Origin of the sequence: Vibrio sp. 1641, from assembly GCF_033339995.1 — a bacterium.
GTDB lineage: Bacteria > Pseudomonadota > Gammaproteobacteria > Enterobacterales > Vibrionaceae > Vibrio > Vibrio alginolyticus.
Genome location: NZ_JAWOVP010000027.1, coordinates 1 through 16,419 on the forward strand (window position 1 = coordinate 1; position 16,419 = coordinate 16,419).

The following is a 16,419-nucleotide window of genomic DNA, read 5'->3' on the forward strand; positions in this document are numbered from 1 at the left end:
GCAAATACAGATGTTGAAATTACCAATAATAGAAATAAGATTTTTTTCATAACTCCCTCATTACACTTAACGCCCTGCTAAGGGGTGAGCAACGCAATACAAAAGCCGCCGCAAACCACCTTAATCACTTAAACCAACGCATAGTAAAAATGCCACGCGTTGCGAATCCCTCTTGAGCAGTTTGTTATATTCAAATTTCAGTGAGTTCAGTAGTACTTATATTTAGCTAGGAACAATGTTTTGACTTAACCGTTCGTATAGTTCAATCGCCTCAGTTTTAGATTCCAGTTTCCCTGTAGCATATTGGTATGCTAGCTCGAGATCATCGCTTTGAACTGGATAGTACCTCTTAGCAATTTCAACACATTGGGATAGGTCTGTATACCAACTACAATCTTTAGCTGCGACGAAGTAATAGGCTGCTCTTAGTAACTTCTTACCAAGAACCTTAGCAACATTCGCGTCACTCATACCAGCATATCCGGAGCTCATTTGTTCCAAGAAGGTTAGTAAATCACCATTAAGAGCTTGAGCTATTTCAATGTTTGGTTTGTACGATGAAAACCTAGCCGACAAGTCATTCCCCCAAATACAGCAGCAACAGTGCTTCAACCAGAATTGCCAATGATATTTTTCTTTTGGTTCTAGAACAATATTGAGGTAACCAGGATCAATATCGAGCTTACTCACCTCGGGATACTCTTTAGGAACTACAACTGATAATTCATTAAATACCTGCTCTTCCTTTTTACTTATTGGGGTTGTAAGTATGATGGATACATCTAGATCGGAGCTACCAACAATCGCGTTTCCTCTTGGCACACTGCCATACAAATATATCCCATCGACTTGATCAGGTAGCCGGTAACACAACTCAGAAACGACAGCATCGACAACAGCTTCGAACTCGGGTTGGATGTTCTTTGATGAGTAGACATTTCGGATAAAACCCTGCTTGTCGAGACCTCTATCTTGCTCGTACATGTTGATTTTTACCTTTGAATATAACGCCCTGTTAAGGTGTGAGCAACGCAATACCGATGCTCCCGCATGCCACCTTAACCACTAAAACTAACGCATAGTAAAAATGCCACGCGTGCCGAATCACTCTTGAACAATTTGTTATGTAGCCGACTTTCAGCTTAGTGCTTTCTGCCCAATTAGGATTTTGGGGGCAATACCAGCTTTGCGATACAAACCTAAAGCAGATTCATTGAAGGAATATACTTCTAAAAACAGCTCTTCTCCGCCGTTAGAAATAGCCCTTTCCTCAAATGCCTCTATTAGCGCCAATCCAACACCTTGGCTTCTAAAGCATGAATCCACTACTATTTGTTCGATGCTCGCGATTTTCCGCTGTTTGAGCGTCCAAGACTTACGAACCCATAGCTCATCAAAAACAAAACCTACTAACTGCCCTTTGCTTTCGGCTACCAGAAAAATCGAGCTTTCACTTTTGATTATCTTGTGTAGGTCTATTTTTTGTTCAATTTCTTCCAGTGATAAGAAGTTATCAGGTAAATTTGCTTGATGATACTCATTAAGCTGAAACTGTAGTTTCTTGATAACACTGATATCTTCAATGCGAGCTTGGCGAATATTTAACATATATAAATCCTTTTAACTTACCGTCCTCTCGTGGCTACATAACGCCTTGTTAAGGTGTGAGGCACGCAATACCGAAGCCTCCGCATAGCACCTTAACCACTAAAACTAACGCATAGTAAAAATGCCACGCGTGCCGAATCACTCTTGAACAATTTGTTATGTAGCCGACTTTCAGCTTAGTGCTTTCTGCCCAATTAGGATTTTGGGGGCAATACCAGCTTTGCGATACAAACCTAAAGCAGATTCATTGAAGGAATATACTTCTAAAAACAGCTCTTCTCCGCCGTTAGAAATAGCCCTTTCCTCAAATGCCTCTATTAGCGCCAATCCAACGCCTTGGCTTCTAAAGCATGAATCCACTACTATTTGTTCAATGCTCGCGATTTTTCGCTGTTTGAGCGTCCAAGACTTACGAACCCATAGCTCACCAAAAACAAAACCTACTAACTGCCCTTTGCTTTCGGCTACCAGAAAAATCGAGCTTTCACTTTCGATTATCTTGTGTAGGTCTATTTTTTGTTCAATTTCTTCCAGTGATAAGAAGTCATCAGGTAAATTTGCTTGATGATACTCATTAAGCTGAAACTGTAGTTTCTTGATAACACTGATATCTTCAATGCGAGCTTGGCGAATATTTAACATATATAAATCCTTTAACTTACCGTCCTCTCGTGGCTACATAACGCCCTGTTAATGTGTGAGCAACGCAATACCAAAGCTCCCGCATAACACCTTAAACACTAAACGCAACGCATAGTAAAAATGCCACGCGTTGCGAATCACTCTTAAACAGTTTGTTATATACCGCTATCGATTAGAATTTTAGTTAGTGTTTCTTGGATATTGTTATCAAGACTATCTTTTACATGCGCTTGTTCATCTTGAGATAAAAGTGAGAACTGCGCGGGAAGCTCTTCGATGTCGAGAACCTTAACCCCTTTTAAGTAACACGTACTGCATTTGCTGTCGCCATCAATATATGGAACAACATTTAACGATACATATGTTATCGCACCCATTCGTTTACCAAAGATTGATTGTTGATGGACACCATAGCCGAAAGTATTCGATACACCATAAATATCTCTAGGTACAAGCTTTATAGCCATATCAACATCACCGATTTCTGACTCCGAGATAAGCTTAACCGACATCCCTTTTGCCTCGACATAGTCTTTGACCGTTTTAACAAGTAAATCAGAGAAAGAACTATCTTTAACTGCATCATAATCGTTGTTAAATATCGTTGTACCAGTCGTTACAAAGTTAGGATATTCAGGAAACTCGTTAACTACCCCGACGGTTTCAACTTCCTCAAGATCTTGCGGTTTCAACGTAGATGCACAGCCTGTAAGAACTACTAGCAATAACAATGAGTAAACTAACTTTATTTTATTTTTCACCTTTATTCTCCCTAGGTATATAACGCCCTGTTAAGGGGTGAGCAACGCAATACCAAAACCGCCGCATACCACCTTAATCACTTAAACCAACGCATAGTGAAAATGCCACGCGTTGCGAATCCCTCTTGAACAGTTTGTTAGTATTCAGACCCAACCTGTTACACCTAACTTAGAAAGAAGTCTTACTTATCAGTTCTCTATCGTTTTGATCCCACAGTTTTCACAGATCGTATGCCGAGAAAACTCATCCATAGAAGCTAAAAATGGACCAACTGCCCAACCTTTGATTAACCCAGCAATAAACTCTTTACGCTTTTGATGTTTTACACCAGCAAAAGGACTTGGGTTCCTAATCAATACGGTAATATGTTTAGATTTAATGTTACAAGCAGAACACTGATATTTGTCTATCTGATGAAGCACTAATTTTCCTCCTGAATACTAACGCCCTGTTAAGGTGTGAGCAACGCAATACCGATGCTTCCGCATGCCACCTTAAACACTAAACGCAACGCATAGCAAAAATGCCACGCGTTGCGAATCACTCTTAAAAAGTTTGTTATAACACAGTTTTACACGTCATCTTCCGATAAAATTTGACGACAATTACGAACTGTTAGTACGCGAATTTCGTGACTTAAACTGTAGATAATACGATAGTGACCAAAGATGATTTCACGATAATTCGTATGGTGGCATTTCAGGAACAAACCGCCCCATTTCAGGCATACTTCCAAGGAGTTCAGTTTTATCAAAAACTTCGTTTACCCACTTCTCTGCCGCAGGTGGATTATCCAAAGAAATAAACTCCGCTGCATCACCTAGTTTCTGAAGTGCTAATGGAGACCAGACTACTTTCATTTCTTAATGCGCCCAAGTACTTGAGCACGCGCATCATCATTGGAAACACCGAGACCAGAAGCTAACTGAGCTTCTGCTGTGCGCATTTCTTCCAGTAATTCGATTTTCTCTTGCATTGCTTCATACTCAGCAACATCGAGAACAACAGCAACACCTTTGCCACGTTGCGTAATAACCAATGGACGACGAGTCTCATTGATTTGTTTGATGTATGAAGCTACACCGGCACGAAACTCAGATAAAGGCTGAATATCTTGATCGAAATGAATACGACTCATATTGAACTCCCATTAGTACAAAATAACGTACAAATAATAGTTCAACTAATCCTTTTGAGCAAGAAGTTGATTCTGTGTTATAACGCCCTGTTAAGGGGTGAGCAACGCAATACCGATGCCTCTGCAAACCACCTTAATCGCTAAGACCAACGCATAGTAAAAATGCCACGCGTTGCGAATCCCTCTTGAACAGTTTGTTAGGTGGGATTTTCGCACGCCATAAGCAACGCTTTCAGCTCTAAATTCAATGAAGCCTCACCAATTTTTCTTGCTGAATTTCCCAATTGATTGCGGTAATTACAATCGGCTCCCGCCTCTAATAATAACCTAACACCTTCAATATTCTCATTGATTGCAGCAATCATTAATGGTGAGTTGTAAACATACTCCTGAGTAAGAAGTAAATTGGGATCACCTCCATTATCAAGAAGTAGCTTTAATATTTTGTTATTGGAGAAGTTAGCAGATGCAAAAACTGGGCTATTCCCTTCATAATTCTGTATGTTGGGGAGCGCACCACTTGATAGTAAAGTTTTTACCAGTTCATGGTCACCAAGAAATGACGCCATGAGTAATAGTGACGCTCCACATGAATTGACTGTATTAACGTCCATTCCCTTCTTCAACAAACGTTGAGCATACGAGCTGCTTTTTCCCTCAATCATCTGATAAATTGCGATATTTATAGGACTACTAGGGTCGTTTCTGCTTTTGCAAGAACTTGAATCACTTGTCAAAAACACTATGGATAAAGCTGCTAGTAAAAATCGCTTCAAAATAATCCCTCCTAACGCTCTGTTAAGGGGTGAGCAACGCAATGCCGAAGCCGCCGCATACCACCTTAATCACTAAAACCAACGCATAGTAAAAATGCCACGCGTTGCGAATCCCTCTTGAACAGTTTGTTAGGAGTTTTATTCATAGCGTTCACAATCTTTCGGTATGTCTATATATGTTTCATTTGCCCTCCAGTCCTGAGTCCGAGGGTCAAAGTAAAGCTCATACGTTGAGACGCTGTTATATGTACCCGATGTTATCTGATTTCCAATAGTAACTATATTTGGCTCTGAAATAGTGAAAATCCAAACATTGTCACCTGACACTAACTCAAGTCGACTATCAGAAACAAACGAAGCCTCTTCTGTAGAAAAGAACTCTCTAGGATAACTTTCACAATACCACTTTAAATTCTGACCATAAGAGCTATAGACAGTTCTCATGTTGAATTTCTCGTACAAATCTTTTGTGGTTACTTGCTCTGCTCCGTTAGAGCTGAATGCAAACAATGTTAAAGCGACACTAAAAATCAATTTCATGCGCAAACTCCTAACGCCCTGTTAAGGTGTGAGCAACGCAATACCGATGCCGCCGCATACCACCTTAGTCACTTACACCAACGCATGACGAAAATGCCACGCGTTGCGAATCGCTCTTGAACAGTTTGTTAGTATTCAGACCCAACCTATTACACCTAACTTAGAAAGAAGTCTTACTTATCAGTTCTCTACCGTCTTGATACCACAGTTTTCACAGATCGTATGTCGAGAAAACTCATCCATAGAAGCTAAAAATGGGCCAACTGCCCAACCTTTGATTAACCCTGCAATAAACTCTTTACGCTTTTGATGTTTTACACCAGCAAAAGGACTAGGGTTCCTAATCAATACGGTGATATGTTTGGATTTAATGTTGCAAGCAGAACACTGATATTTGTCTATCTGATGAAGCACTAATTTTCCTCCTGAATACTAACGCCTTGTTAAGGTGTGAGGCGCGCAATACCGAAGCTTCCGCATACCACCTTAACCACTAAAACCAACGCATAGTAAAAATGCCACGCGTGCCGAATCACTCTTGAACAATTTGTTATGTACGTGCTAAAGGTACACTACTGACTCCACATTGTTGCCCTCAGGGTCAATCAAAAACGCAGCGTAGTAGTTTGGAGCATAGTGTTTTCGTAAACCAGGCTTACCGTTGCATTTACCACCTAAAGATAACCCCGCTTGATGAAACGCAGAAACTTGTAATTTGTTTGATGCAGAAAAAGCAATATGGCACTTAGAATTACTGACGCCTTTTTCAATTAGAAACCTTACATTTGGCTCGCTCGAAAGCCCAAAGCCAGCAGCATTTTCATCTGACCACTTGAGTTCAATACCCAATGGCTCTAGCACATTCTTGTAAAACACACGACATTCTTCGAATGCAACTACCTTAATTTCAAAATGATCTATCACTCTCACTCCTTTAGAGTTGGTTACAATTTTCCTTAAAGTACATAACGCCGCATTAAGGGGTGAACAACGCAAACCACCCAATCTAAACCATTGTGCCGTAAACACTAAAGCTGATTCAAACCAAAACTGCCAAGCGTTGTGAATCCCTCTTGAATGCTTTGTTAGTTGCCAGATCCAAGGCTTTGATTTGGAGTTGATTACCGCTTTGCCAGCGCTGTTTTTACGTGCTTTGAAAAACTCAAATCAGGCGTAGTTTCAAAGCGCCTGTCACTGAAACCACTTGGGACTCAAAGCGCCGTAGAAAACGGATTAACAACACCAAAACGCTCATTTGAAAAGACAATATCACAGAGCTGACTCTCGACAAGTGAATCGGCTTCTGAAACGGCAAACCAAAACCACACTAATAAACATCGAACGCAACTTCAGCAAACTTACGCCTAAACACAGAATCAGGCAAAAGCAGCACAGACCATTAGCCCTAAATACTCCGCTTTAGCTGCGCTTTTCCCCTTGGCAACTAACGCCGCATTAAGGTGTGAGCAACGCTACCACGAAACTGAACCATACCACCGTAAACACTGAACTCAACGACGGAATGAAAAGTGCCAAGCGTTGAGAATCACTCTTAAATGCTTTGTTATGTGCGCGCTAAACGGTAGCGCCTTACAGTACCTTCACTTTCACCTGTGTAGTTGCCAAGATACTCACCACCACAATTTTCAATAACCTTTTGAGATACTGGATTATCAATTGAGCAAGTGACAATAACTGGATCAGTTAAAGTGTAGTCACGAGCCCAAGCAAGGAGATATGAGGCGACACCTCTACCACGAGCTGAAGGTCTAGTTTCGTAGCCAATATGACCAATTATATTTTCTACGTTGGGATTGCTACCTTTACGAACTCGAATGGCACCTAAGATTTCAGAGTCTGATACACAGTAATAAGTTGTGCTGGGTAAATACCCATTGGGTAACTCAGAAGTTGCCTTCGAGCGTTCAACCAAACTAGACAAATAAGCTTCTGGATTTTGCTCAACACCCGAATATTTAGGGATACCCGATTCCAAGCATTCCCTCGCGTAACTCACTAACATTGGAGCTAAATCTGGACTTGCTTCTACTACTTCCATGTCAATTTTCCTTAAAAGCACATAACGCCTTGCTAAGGTGTGAGTAACGCAATACAAAAGCTACCGCACAGCGCCTTAATCACATAAGCCACCGCAAAGTAAAAATGCCACGCGTTACGAATCACTCTTAAGCAATTTGTTAGTACATGCGCTACTTCTATTTATGCGCTCCAAGATATTGAAAGCTGAGATGATATGAAAGGCTTTGAACACTGAAGTGAGACGGGCAGCTACAAAACTTTACCCCGATTGAAAGACGAAAGTTGGCTAGAAGAAAAACGCACTGAACTGCCCTACTTTCACTCGCTTCAAATTAGAAAAGGATTCTTTCCTCGTACTTCAACAGCCACAACAAAAGTGATCAAGGTTCTCTCAAAAACCACCACGAAAATGAAGAAGCACCAAAGAAATAGGATAAGAGTTAGAAGCCGTAAACGATGAAATCAAAGCGAACACTTCGCATATAGTGCCACCGGAAAGAACGTGAAAGGCACTAGCTGAAAGGTGTAAATACGAGCGCCAAAACAGATAAACACCAAAATTTATGACCTTTGATGTCAAACCCGTACTAACGCCCTGTTAAGGTGTGAGCAACGCAATACCGAAGCTCCCGCATACCACCTTAAACACTAAACGCAACGCATAGTAAAAATGCCACGCGTTGCGAATCACTCTTAAACAGTTTGTTATAACTCTGATTTCGCCTTAATGTACAGCTTATGAACACCGTCTGAATTAGAAAAGTCTACACAGTAAGCCAACTCGATCACGTTACCATTTTTTGATTTGTACCTAGACATATCGTCTGTGTCTAATAGCTCGCTTACCTCAAAGAACGACTCTAAAGGAAGCTCGGAGAACTCTCGATAGCCTTGCATTGCAGTTATCGCATCTTTCGCAACATCTGAGCCTTTGTAATAGGTAGCAATACAAGATGAGAGAGCGAAGTTTTTAAACAGCTGCTCATCACTTTGAGTACTGAGTGGGCTTGCGGTAACTCCGAGACTACAAAGAGCCATGCTTATACTGCTTACTAATCTTCTAATTTCCATAAATAAGCCTTTTTTGCGTCCGGAAAGTAACAGCTATCTGTACATCTTGAACCAGTCCAAATACTTGCATGACCTGATGCGTCTAACCAAGTATCTACATCAACAACTAAAATCCCCTTGTATTCAGAGAGTTTATTAGCATTGGGGTTTTGAACCACCAACTCTGGCTCACCAAATTTTTGATACAAAAAGTTGATCAAATCTTTCACGCGATAAATGTACCAATTCCCTTGTCCACCGGAGACAGTTTTGTTTTTTATGTAGGGTACTTTGAAACCAGCATAGTTAAGTGCATATGACATACGTATCGCACAAGCATTCTCAAACCGCCCCTGCTCTGGTGTTAGAACATTAATATTGTGATTTACTTTACCGCCGATAATGGTACCTACTTCAGACACATCTCTGTTTACCTTAGCAAAGGCAACTTTCATTTTTAGTAGGCTAGGACGTGCTGCCATGAAAATATCTCCCTATCAGTGATTTGTGCGATAAGGTCTCACAGAAGCAGCAGCGGCAGTAACAACAAGTAAACCGTTCTCGAAGGGCTTCAAGCTTAGTTGTGTAACAATGAAACTGACAAAAGAGTTATAACGCCCGCTTAAGTGGTGAGAAACGCAATACCGGTGCTTCCGCACGCCACCTAAATCACTAAATTTGCCGCAAACCGCAAATGCCACGCGTTGCGAATCCGCCTTGAAGCGTTTGTTAGGGCTTGTCCTCCAACAAAGTTTCAGATATATGTTTGGCCGTAGACTCTGCATTTGGCACACCTGCATAATGTAACGCTAAATGTAACTTTAAGGCATCTTGTGCCCCCTTATCCTGAATGTCATCACATAACTTTCGTGATTCGTGATGCAGACGGTCATTCCTTAGTTTGTCAAAAAAGTCGCCCATTGATTTTTGTGAATTTTTCGACTGGACAAAGAACAAACTTGCTACGGCTTCCATTATTGTTCCTGCCACAAACTGAGCTATGGTTGAACCACTTGACTCAGATGTATACATAAATGCCGCCAACACAATAGCCACGAAACCAAGTGAAGCAAAAACTAAAGAGAACCAAAACGAAATTTTTGACTGTGCTAAAACCTGAGAATAATAGTTCGTTAGTTGCTCTACCTCGAATGGTACTTCGCTATTACCACTGACTGACTGTTCAATAGATGTCCTAACTCTCTGGGCCTCTTCATCGTCTGATGCAATCTCGAGTTCAAAAGGCCAAACTCCCGATTTAGAAGCACCAATAAGCGACAAAACAGTAATTATAACTGTAATTCCTGTTATCACATACTCCACTACATTATTTATTGCTAACTGTTCCATATATTCCCTTTAGAGCCCTAACGCCCTGCTAAGGGGTGAGCAACGCAATACCGATGTTGCAGCACACCACCTTAATCACTTAAACCAACGCATAGCAAAAATGCCACGCGTTGCGAATCCCTCTTAAGCAGTTTGTTATGTGTCAAATTTTAAACTCGAACTTAGCTTTTTTAGGGCCAGTTTCCCCTTTCTCGGAAGGCGCATACTTCCGTTTTGATAATATTCGCACAGCTTCAGCATCGAATACTCCTTTAGGTACAGAATCAGTAACCATTATGTCAATCACATCACCCTGACTATTAATATTAAACGTGAGTACAACAGTACCGACTAATTTGTTTTTCCTTGAACCTTTATGATTACTAGGCGATACACTGTCCCGAGCTTTGTGTTCTCGATAATTTGGGGAACTAGCACTTTCAATTAAACCAGCGCAGCCAGACAATAATGCCGCTATAAATAATATTAAAATCTTCATACTTAATCTTTGACAACATAACGCCCTGTTAAGGTGTGAGCAACGCAATACCGAAGCTACCGCATACCACCTTAATCACTTAAACCAACGCATAGTGAAAATGCCACGCGTTGCGAATCACTCTTAAACAGTTTGTTAGGCATTTAGCCCAAGGTGAGACCTTGCTTCTTCGATAGACGTAGGTTCTGTTTGTTCTCGTATTAATTTATGAATAACTCGGTGGCAACTAGCACACAATAGAACAAGGTCTTTTAAGCTATTCTTTGTTTTACCCGTATTATTTAACGGGTGTATGTGGTGAACCTCAAACACTGAATCTCGGTAATTTGGGGGAATATGCGTTGCATAACTGCCACAAAGTGCACAAGTAAGTTCACCTGTACGTCGGCACTTATTTATAAATTTTTTACGCAAACTAGAGCTGCGTTCACGCTTAGCGTGAATACGATAAATTACACTTCCTTCATCGTGGTTTACATTATTTCTATATTCCCTAGGCTCTTCAGCCATAACGGATAACCCACGCTTAATGTCGGCAGCCAACTTTTTTACTAGATATGGATCGTTTCCGAGTTCATTCCAAACTGCTTGGTCTGTTTTCGAAGTGTTATTTAAACCTTTACCTGTAGCTACTGCTTTAAGGTTTTGCAGTTTAAATGCGACGCCGTCAGGGTTTCTGAATGTTTCATTTTTAGCAAACTCATCATGAAATGAAAATGATCTCAATAATTCAGATAAACTCTGTACCCTCGGGTCGTTAGCCGAAGGAACTTGATCCTTGGAACTCAAATACAGTTCTAATGCCAATATGGTCTCGTCTCGTGTCCACTTTGGGTTGCCTTGACCTTTCGTAACTGCCATATAGTAATACTCACTCTATATGTTGAATTAATTGTAATGCCTAACGCCCTGTTAAGGGGTGAGCAACACAATACCGAAGTTGCCACATACCACCTTAATCACTTAAACCAACGCATAGTGAAAATGCCACGCGTTGCGAATCCCTCTTAAACAGTTTGTTAGTTCTTTGGCTCACCAAGCGATTTTGGTTTGTAACCCAACGCATCCAAGTCGATACCTTGCTCTAACAACATTCTTTCAAACAGTGGTAATAACGGACCCAAATTTTCGTTTAATGTATCACGAACTGTGTCCACAACTACTTGTGTACCGCGCTCGATTTCTATGTTGATGAAGTCTCCAACTTCTTTTGATTCAAACACCGTCATTCGACGAGTTTCTGGGATAAGCCAAACTTCAAACCACCCTTCTTGTTTATTTACGTCAGCAACTGTGAGACTTGCTCCGTTAAGTGCTATATAACCTTTAGAAAAGACATACCTTTTCCAAGCATTTGGAAGTGCTAAACGAATGCAGTAATTGTCCTCTATTTGTTTTACGTCGACGATCGCAACATTGAAGTCAACATGACCTGAGAGAGGGTGGCCGCCAATTTCTGCTCCATCCTTCGCAGCCCTCTCGGCATTAACTAGTTGGGTAGCATGATATTTGCTTAAAGTCGTAATTAAGAGGCTTTGCAGCATAACGTCAAACTTAACGCGAACATTTGATAGTATTTCAGTAACCGTTAAACACACACCATCGATTGCAATACTGGCCCCAACTTCTAAGTTGACACAAAAACCATCAGGAAAATCGATAACAAAGGTCCTAATTCCTTTTTGATCGGTTACATCAACTATTTTGGCTACAGCCTGAACTATTCCTGTAAACATATTTTCCCTTTTATTACTGATGTTTAATCCTAAGAACTAACGCCGCGTTAAGTAGTGAGCAACGCAAACCACCAGACTTAAGGCATTGTTCCGTAAACACTAAATTCAAAGCAAACCGAAAATGCCGAGCGTTGGGAATCTGCCTTAAACGCTTTGTTAGCACACATTTGTAAGGGGATAATTATTTCAATTTCTCAAATCTGCTATTTGCTAGTGCTGACAATTGAACGCTGTCGATTCTCAATGAGAACTTTTCTAACTTTGATGTGTCTAGTAATTGGCATCCCATACTAACTCTCAGCTTGCTATCCTTTGACAACAGCCCATCATCTACTTCCATGAGCTTGCCAAACACTTTCTCTTCTCTTGTTTGAGCAACAAAATTGTACTTTTCAGTTAACGCTTGAGAATAACCTCGATAAAGAGCGAGACACTTTTCACGTGTCAGGCTTGTTCTGTCTGCTAGTACCGAATAAACCAATTGTTCTTCCAGCAAGATCTGCAATCGAACTGTATCAAAGTGCGATTCTTCGTCTGTCGACTGATCGTATTTAATAACTCGAGTGGGATAAGAAAAATCAAGTTTTAGTTCGTTACTATCAACCGTAGATTCGACTAAGGCAAGTAAAGGAATACTATTGACTACATCTGCTTCCATTATCTCGCTTTCATCGCTACAGGATGCACAAAAGAGAACTAGAGAGGCTATTCCTGCATTTCGAAATTTCATCTAATGTCCTTGATTCCACCGAGTGTGTGCTAACGCCTTGTTAAGGTGTGAGGCACGCGATACCAATGCTTCCGCATAACACCTTAACCACTAAAACCAATGCATAGTAAAAATGCCACGCGTGCCGAATCACTCTTAAACAATTTGTTATGGAGCTACGCTCAACGTTAGCTCTTGTATGTCAATTTGGTCTACTTCCCTGCCCAATATCCGCTTGTACTCGACTAAACGATGAACTGGGATAACTGGCAACTCTATGCCTTGATAATTTTTAATAACTGATTCTGAAAAGGAGATTTCAAGCTGGTGCCAAGAGCCATCTTGATGTGATTGCATCTTAGTATGTTCAGACAAACCGATTTCAATTTTTTGATTTTGGTAAACCAATTGGAAATACTCTAAATCCCAACCATATTCGACATAATGAGTTAACGGTTTGGATATGTATTTTGATACATGCGATAACACTTTATCTGCGTCTGAGTTTCGAATATAAAGATCTATATCTGCGACTTCCCGACTTCCACCATAAATAGTTGCCGCTAATCCACCTACTATTTGATACTCCACAACCTCTGCATCCAAGATTTCTTTGAGCCACTGCAAGGCTACTTTAACTTTATCACTCATCTAGCTTCCTTAGCTGAATTTTGCCCTGCGCCATAACGCCTTGTTAAGGTGTGAGGCACGCAATACCGAAGCTTACGCATACCACCTTAACCACTAAAACCAACGCATAGTAAAAATGCCACGCGTGCCGAATCACTCTTGAACAATTTGTTAGCCCTTTTTCAAAAGGTTAAGACTTGTATACGACAACCAAACCACCAAGATTGCCATTAAGTTTAGAGAAACGGTTACTTCATTAACATTCACACTTATCGGTACTTCAACTCCAAAAGAAAAGGCTAAGGAAAAGTTAGGTGTCTCTATATCTATAATCTGAATTAAATAAAGAAAGATCATTAACTTAAATACCCAAAGCTTCTTTTTTAACAACCCGTAAAAACTAGACAAATTCAAACTTAGCATCACTAAAACAATTGCAAATGTGAGAAAAAGACTCGAAAAGCTCAATTGATTTACTTGGGCAAGCAAGGTAAATAATAGAAACAGAGTAACTGCAACAGATATACCCTGCAAAAACAGTAAGAATTTTGTTCTTTTTAAATGATTTTCAAACAATTTTTTATATTCTCCTTGAGGGCTAACGCCTTGTTAAGGTGTGAGGCACGCAATACCGAAGCCTCCGCAGAGCACCTTAACCACCAAAACAAACGCATAGTAAAAATGCCACGCGTGCCGAATCACTCTTGAACAATTTGTTATGTGTTAGATTTTAAAGACTAATTTTTGTTTTTGAGCAATAAGTTCAACATCTTCAAGTGGTTCATATTTCCATTTGGACAACGCTTGTACAGCTACCTTTTCAAAGATCCCCTTTGGGGAGGACTCGATTACAACAATATCAGTCACATCCCCATTTTTAGTAATGTTAAACGTCATGACCACATACCCTGACAGGTTATTCTCTACTGCAACTTTGGGGTATCTCGGCGATACAAACTCTATTGGCTCTAGATCTAAATATTCCGATGAGTAAGTGTTTTCTACAGAACTTGAACACCCTGCTACTAAGATCAAGATAAATAGTTGCAAAAATCTCATAATCTCTCTCTGACACATAACGCCCTGTTAAGGGGTGAGCAACGCAATACCAAAGCTGCCGCATGCCACCTTAAACACTAAAACCAACGCATAATCAAAATGCCACGCGTTGCGAATCCCTCTTGAACAGTTTGTTAGGCGCGTAGCCACGTTTTATAACTGAATCTCAACGTTGTTCCGTACATATGTAGGGATAGATAACTGCTCATCTATATCTTTGAACTTTGGCTGTTGAGGCATCAATTCTATTATCGTGTTCAGTTCTTCAAAACTGATACCGACCACTCGGCAAGCAGTCATCAAACCATTTATAAAGCACTTTTTATCCCGCTTTTGCCGTTGCTCACTTGCAGGAATTGACGAGTACAATTCGCACTCTTTCGTTAATAAGGCTAGAAGTTCTTCTTTTGAGGTTTCCATATACAAACTCAGTTACTAAATAGTTTGGACGCATTATCAATGATTTAAGACACAACTTCCAAGAGCTTGATTTTACGTTTTAAACCAAGCGCCTAACGCCCAATTAAGGTGTGAGCCACGCTACCACGACACTCAATTTGAACACCGTAAACACTAAACCAAATCCAAACCAAAAATGCCAAGCGTGGGGAATCACTCTTAAATTGTTTGTTATATTTTTGATGCCGCCATCAATAAACAGTAGTTTTTTACGCTTTCACAATGCTCACCCATCCAATATGCATATGGGGTACTTCGGTGCCAATTTAGATCAACCAAGCTATTGTGAATTGTACTATCTGGGGTACTAAGTGAACCATGTGCCACAACTTGCTCTGGTACATTGTTTAGTCCACACCACCATTCAGGCATCGAGCGTTTCCACTTTGTCTCAAGCCAAACATCAGATAAAGCAACTACGTATTCACTTTCGAAACCGGTAATCCCATTGTCATGAAGGAACTTTTTGTCTCGATGATGTAGACGCTCAATATCGTTTATAATTTCTTGTTTTTTCTTTGTGTGAGATAAACGTTTTGCCTCAATGAAAAAAACAGCTTTGTGCTTAGGGGAAAAAACAAAACCATCAATGTGCTGCTTTTTCTCAACCCACGGAAACTCAAGCCATGATACAGCTCGATCATCATCGAGACACTTCATTAGGGCATTTACGTAGATATGAACTTGGTTGGCTTCTGTGAAACCAGTACTCCCTCGCGCTGGATAAAAGTTCGTTAGCGTTCGGGTGTAAGTCACGACCATTTCATCAAATGATCTAGAAATTATTTGTTCCATCGATACCTCAGAAAAATATAACGCCCTGTTAAGGGGTGAGCAACGCAATACCAATGCCGCCGCATACCACCTTAAACACTAAAACCAACGCATAGTGAAAATGCCACGCGTTGCGAATCCCTCTTAAACAGTTTGTTAGCTGTGTTTTACAACACGAGCTTTGCTCCCAACATACCGAGTACTGCGATAGCTACCATCGTAAACCAAAGGTAAATCATAAAAGATAGGCATAACGAAAATAAACCTCTCACAGCTTTATCTAGATTTGCACCTTCATCCCGCTGTAAAAAATACGCTAGTTCTGCTGTAGGTATTGGTCCAGCAAAACTCTTAAATTTGAGCTTTACCATCATCAGGCCCATTGAGACTGGAAGACTAGATACTAGTAAAATGATTCCCACCGAAATCCAGACATTCTCGGGGGATTCATTACCTAAAACTATTGCTGCCCCGAACAACACAAAAAGCATTCCCAGAAAACCCGTAAAAGATGACAACAACGAGTCTCTTGTTTTTATATACAGCCAGAATAGCGGCTTATCGTATTTTCTCATTTTTTCCTTAAACAGCTAACGCCGCATTAAGGTGTGAGCGACGCTTGGCTATACTTGAGCGAAGCGAAACCGCCAAGCGTTGCGAATCACTCT

24 protein-coding genes and 1 pseudogene are annotated in these 16,419 nt (G+C 40.6%); all 25 read right to left on the bottom strand.

Features of this window, described 5'->3' with window-relative positions; genetic code table 11:
- Positions 1-222: 222 nt before the first annotated feature.
- A complete protein-coding gene (locus tag R7Z47_RS23520) occupies positions 223-984 on the bottom strand; it encodes a nucleotidyltransferase domain-containing protein (protein WP_262607154.1) in 762 nt (253 codons plus the stop codon).
- 153 nt (positions 985-1,137) lie between these two features.
- On the bottom strand, positions 1,138-1,608 hold the full coding sequence (locus tag R7Z47_RS23525) for a GNAT family N-acetyltransferase (RefSeq protein WP_262607156.1): 471 nt from the start codon (positions 1,606-1,608) through the stop codon (positions 1,138-1,140).
- A 171-nt stretch (positions 1,609-1,779) separates the two neighbouring features.
- Positions 1,780-2,250, bottom strand: a complete 471-nt coding sequence (locus tag R7Z47_RS23530) for a GNAT family N-acetyltransferase (RefSeq protein WP_262607157.1) — start codon at positions 2,248-2,250, stop codon at positions 1,780-1,782.
- A 155-nt stretch (positions 2,251-2,405) separates the two neighbouring features.
- Positions 2,406-3,011 carry a hypothetical protein gene (locus R7Z47_RS23535; RefSeq protein WP_262607158.1) on the bottom strand — a complete coding sequence of 202 codons (606 nt, stop codon included), beginning with the start codon at positions 3,009-3,011 and terminating at the stop codon, positions 2,406-2,408.
- Between the two features lie 189 nt (positions 3,012-3,200).
- Entirely contained in the window at positions 3,201-3,434 is a 234-nt protein-coding gene (locus tag R7Z47_RS23540) for a hypothetical protein (protein WP_005377029.1), read from the bottom strand.
- 149 nt (positions 3,435-3,583) lie between these two features.
- Positions 3,584-3,872 (bottom strand): annotated as a pseudogene (locus tag R7Z47_RS23550) (type II toxin-antitoxin system RelE/ParE family toxin).
- Positions 3,869-4,150 carry a type II toxin-antitoxin system Phd/YefM family antitoxin gene (locus R7Z47_RS23555; RefSeq protein ID WP_000086647.1) on the bottom strand — a complete coding sequence of 94 codons (282 nt, stop codon included), beginning with the start codon at positions 4,148-4,150 and terminating at the stop codon, positions 3,869-3,871. The pseudogene R7Z47_RS23550 and the gene R7Z47_RS23555 overlap by 4 nt, the downstream one beginning before the upstream one ends.
- A 197-nt stretch (positions 4,151-4,347) precedes the next feature.
- Complete coding sequence (locus tag R7Z47_RS23560; protein WP_048625632.1) at positions 4,348-4,926, bottom strand: ankyrin repeat domain-containing protein; 579 nt, start codon at positions 4,924-4,926, stop codon at positions 4,348-4,350.
- 138 nt (positions 4,927-5,064) lie between these two features.
- Positions 5,065-5,466, bottom strand: coding sequence for a hypothetical protein (locus R7Z47_RS23565; protein ID WP_005531021.1), 402 nt, complete (start codon positions 5,464-5,466; stop codon positions 5,065-5,067).
- Between the two features lie 180 nt (positions 5,467-5,646).
- Positions 5,647-5,880, bottom strand: a complete 234-nt coding sequence (locus tag R7Z47_RS23570) for a hypothetical protein (RefSeq protein WP_053397245.1) — start codon at positions 5,878-5,880, stop codon at positions 5,647-5,649.
- A gap of 147 nt (positions 5,881-6,027) precedes the next feature.
- Complete coding sequence (locus R7Z47_RS23575) at positions 6,028-6,390, bottom strand: VOC family protein (RefSeq protein ID WP_005386966.1); 363 nt, start codon at positions 6,388-6,390, stop codon at positions 6,028-6,030.
- A 640-nt stretch (positions 6,391-7,030) separates the two neighbouring features.
- On the bottom strand, positions 7,031-7,525 hold the full coding sequence (locus R7Z47_RS23580) for a GNAT family N-acetyltransferase (protein WP_258673533.1): 495 nt from the start codon (positions 7,523-7,525) through the stop codon (positions 7,031-7,033).
- A gap of 686 nt (positions 7,526-8,211) precedes the next feature.
- Positions 8,212-8,544: a T6SS amidase immunity protein Tai4 family protein gene (locus tag R7Z47_RS23585; RefSeq protein ID WP_171345236.1), complete on the bottom strand. Its 333-nt coding sequence runs from the start codon at positions 8,542-8,544 to the stop codon at positions 8,212-8,214.
- 14 nt (positions 8,545-8,558) lie between these two features.
- Complete coding sequence (locus R7Z47_RS23590; RefSeq protein ID WP_010448911.1) at positions 8,559-9,038, bottom strand: type VI secretion system amidase effector protein Tae4; 480 nt, start codon at positions 9,036-9,038, stop codon at positions 8,559-8,561.
- A 247-nt stretch (positions 9,039-9,285) separates the two neighbouring features.
- On the bottom strand, positions 9,286-9,906 hold the full coding sequence (locus tag R7Z47_RS23595) for a TRADD-N-associated membrane domain-containing protein (protein WP_171345235.1): 621 nt from the start codon (positions 9,904-9,906) through the stop codon (positions 9,286-9,288).
- A gap of 142 nt (positions 9,907-10,048) precedes the next feature.
- A complete protein-coding gene (locus R7Z47_RS23600) occupies positions 10,049-10,384 on the bottom strand; it encodes an energy transducer TonB (RefSeq protein WP_115386123.1) in 336 nt (111 codons plus the stop codon).
- Positions 10,385-10,519: 135 nt separating this feature from the next.
- Positions 10,520-11,191: an HNH endonuclease signature motif containing protein gene (locus R7Z47_RS23605; RefSeq protein WP_318130645.1), complete on the bottom strand. Its 672-nt coding sequence runs from the start codon at positions 11,189-11,191 to the stop codon at positions 10,520-10,522.
- A gap of 212 nt (positions 11,192-11,403) precedes the next feature.
- Positions 11,404-12,120 carry a riboflavin synthase gene (locus tag R7Z47_RS23610; protein ID WP_031848070.1) on the bottom strand — a complete coding sequence of 239 codons (717 nt, stop codon included), beginning with the start codon at positions 12,118-12,120 and terminating at the stop codon, positions 11,404-11,406.
- A 181-nt stretch (positions 12,121-12,301) separates the two neighbouring features.
- Complete coding sequence (locus tag R7Z47_RS23615; RefSeq protein WP_025502382.1) at positions 12,302-12,850, bottom strand: hypothetical protein; 549 nt, start codon at positions 12,848-12,850, stop codon at positions 12,302-12,304.
- A gap of 147 nt (positions 12,851-12,997) precedes the next feature.
- A complete protein-coding gene (locus tag R7Z47_RS23620) occupies positions 12,998-13,480 on the bottom strand; it encodes a MazG-related protein (protein ID WP_262607145.1) in 483 nt (160 codons plus the stop codon).
- A 150-nt stretch (positions 13,481-13,630) separates the two neighbouring features.
- A complete protein-coding gene (locus R7Z47_RS23625) occupies positions 13,631-14,035 on the bottom strand; it encodes a hypothetical protein (RefSeq protein WP_318130646.1) in 405 nt (134 codons plus the stop codon).
- Positions 14,036-14,182: 147 nt separating this feature from the next.
- The gene (locus R7Z47_RS23630; RefSeq protein ID WP_031780757.1) at positions 14,183-14,518 is read right to left on the bottom strand and encodes an energy transducer TonB; all 336 of its coding nucleotides are present in this window, start codon (positions 14,516-14,518) and stop codon (positions 14,183-14,185) included.
- 153 nt (positions 14,519-14,671) lie between these two features.
- Entirely contained in the window at positions 14,672-14,938 is a 267-nt protein-coding gene (locus R7Z47_RS23635; RefSeq protein WP_262607146.1) for a hypothetical protein, read from the bottom strand.
- Between the two features lie 210 nt (positions 14,939-15,148).
- Positions 15,149-15,772, bottom strand: coding sequence for a hypothetical protein (locus R7Z47_RS23640; RefSeq protein WP_005386958.1), 624 nt, complete (start codon positions 15,770-15,772; stop codon positions 15,149-15,151).
- A 146-nt stretch (positions 15,773-15,918) separates the two neighbouring features.
- Complete coding sequence (locus R7Z47_RS23645; protein WP_083155590.1) at positions 15,919-16,326, bottom strand: hypothetical protein; 408 nt, start codon at positions 16,324-16,326, stop codon at positions 15,919-15,921.
- Between the last annotated feature and the right edge of the window lie 93 nt (positions 16,327-16,419).

Coding starts and splice junctions, on each gene's coding strand:
- R7Z47_RS23520 (WP_262607154.1), bottom strand. CDS start 984: ATGTACGAGCAAGATAGAGGTCTCGACAAGCAGGGTTTTATCCGAAAT.
- R7Z47_RS23525 (WP_262607156.1), bottom strand. CDS start 1,608: ATGTTAAATATTCGCCAAGCTCGCATTGAAGATATCAGTGTTATCAAG.
- R7Z47_RS23530 (WP_262607157.1), bottom strand. CDS start 2,250: ATGTTAAATATTCGCCAAGCTCGCATTGAAGATATCAGTGTTATCAAG.
- R7Z47_RS23555 (WP_000086647.1), bottom strand. CDS start 4,150: ATGAGTCGTATTCATTTCGATCAAGATATTCAGCCTTTATCTGAGTTT.
- R7Z47_RS23565 (WP_005531021.1), bottom strand. CDS start 5,466: ATGAAATTGATTTTTAGTGTCGCTTTAACATTGTTTGCATTCAGCTCT.
- R7Z47_RS23580 (WP_258673533.1), bottom strand. CDS start 7,525: ATGGAAGTAGTAGAAGCAAGTCCAGATTTAGCTCCAATGTTAGTGAGT.
- R7Z47_RS23585 (WP_171345236.1), bottom strand. CDS start 8,544: ATGGCTCTTTGTAGTCTCGGAGTTACCGCAAGCCCACTCAGTACTCAA.
- R7Z47_RS23590 (WP_010448911.1), bottom strand. CDS start 9,038: ATGGCAGCACGTCCTAGCCTACTAAAAATGAAAGTTGCCTTTGCTAAG.
- R7Z47_RS23595 (WP_171345235.1), bottom strand. CDS start 9,906: ATGGAACAGTTAGCAATAAATAATGTAGTGGAGTATGTGATAACAGGA.
- R7Z47_RS23600 (WP_115386123.1), bottom strand. CDS start 10,384: ATGAAGATTTTAATATTATTTATAGCGGCATTATTGTCTGGCTGCGCT.
- R7Z47_RS23610 (WP_031848070.1), bottom strand. CDS start 12,120: ATGTTTACAGGAATAGTTCAGGCTGTAGCCAAAATAGTTGATGTAACC.
- R7Z47_RS23615 (WP_025502382.1), bottom strand. CDS start 12,850: ATGAAATTTCGAAATGCAGGAATAGCCTCTCTAGTTCTCTTTTGTGCA.
- R7Z47_RS23620 (WP_262607145.1), bottom strand. CDS start 13,480: ATGAGTGATAAAGTTAAAGTAGCCTTGCAGTGGCTCAAAGAAATCTTG.
- R7Z47_RS23630 (WP_031780757.1), bottom strand. CDS start 14,518: ATGAGATTTTTGCAACTATTTATCTTGATCTTAGTAGCAGGGTGTTCA.
- R7Z47_RS23635 (WP_262607146.1), bottom strand. CDS start 14,938: ATGGAAACCTCAAAAGAAGAACTTCTAGCCTTATTAACGAAAGAGTGC.
- R7Z47_RS23640 (WP_005386958.1), bottom strand. CDS start 15,772: ATGGAACAAATAATTTCTAGATCATTTGATGAAATGGTCGTGACTTAC.
- R7Z47_RS23645 (WP_083155590.1), bottom strand. CDS start 16,326: ATGAGAAAATACGATAAGCCGCTATTCTGGCTGTATATAAAAACAAGA.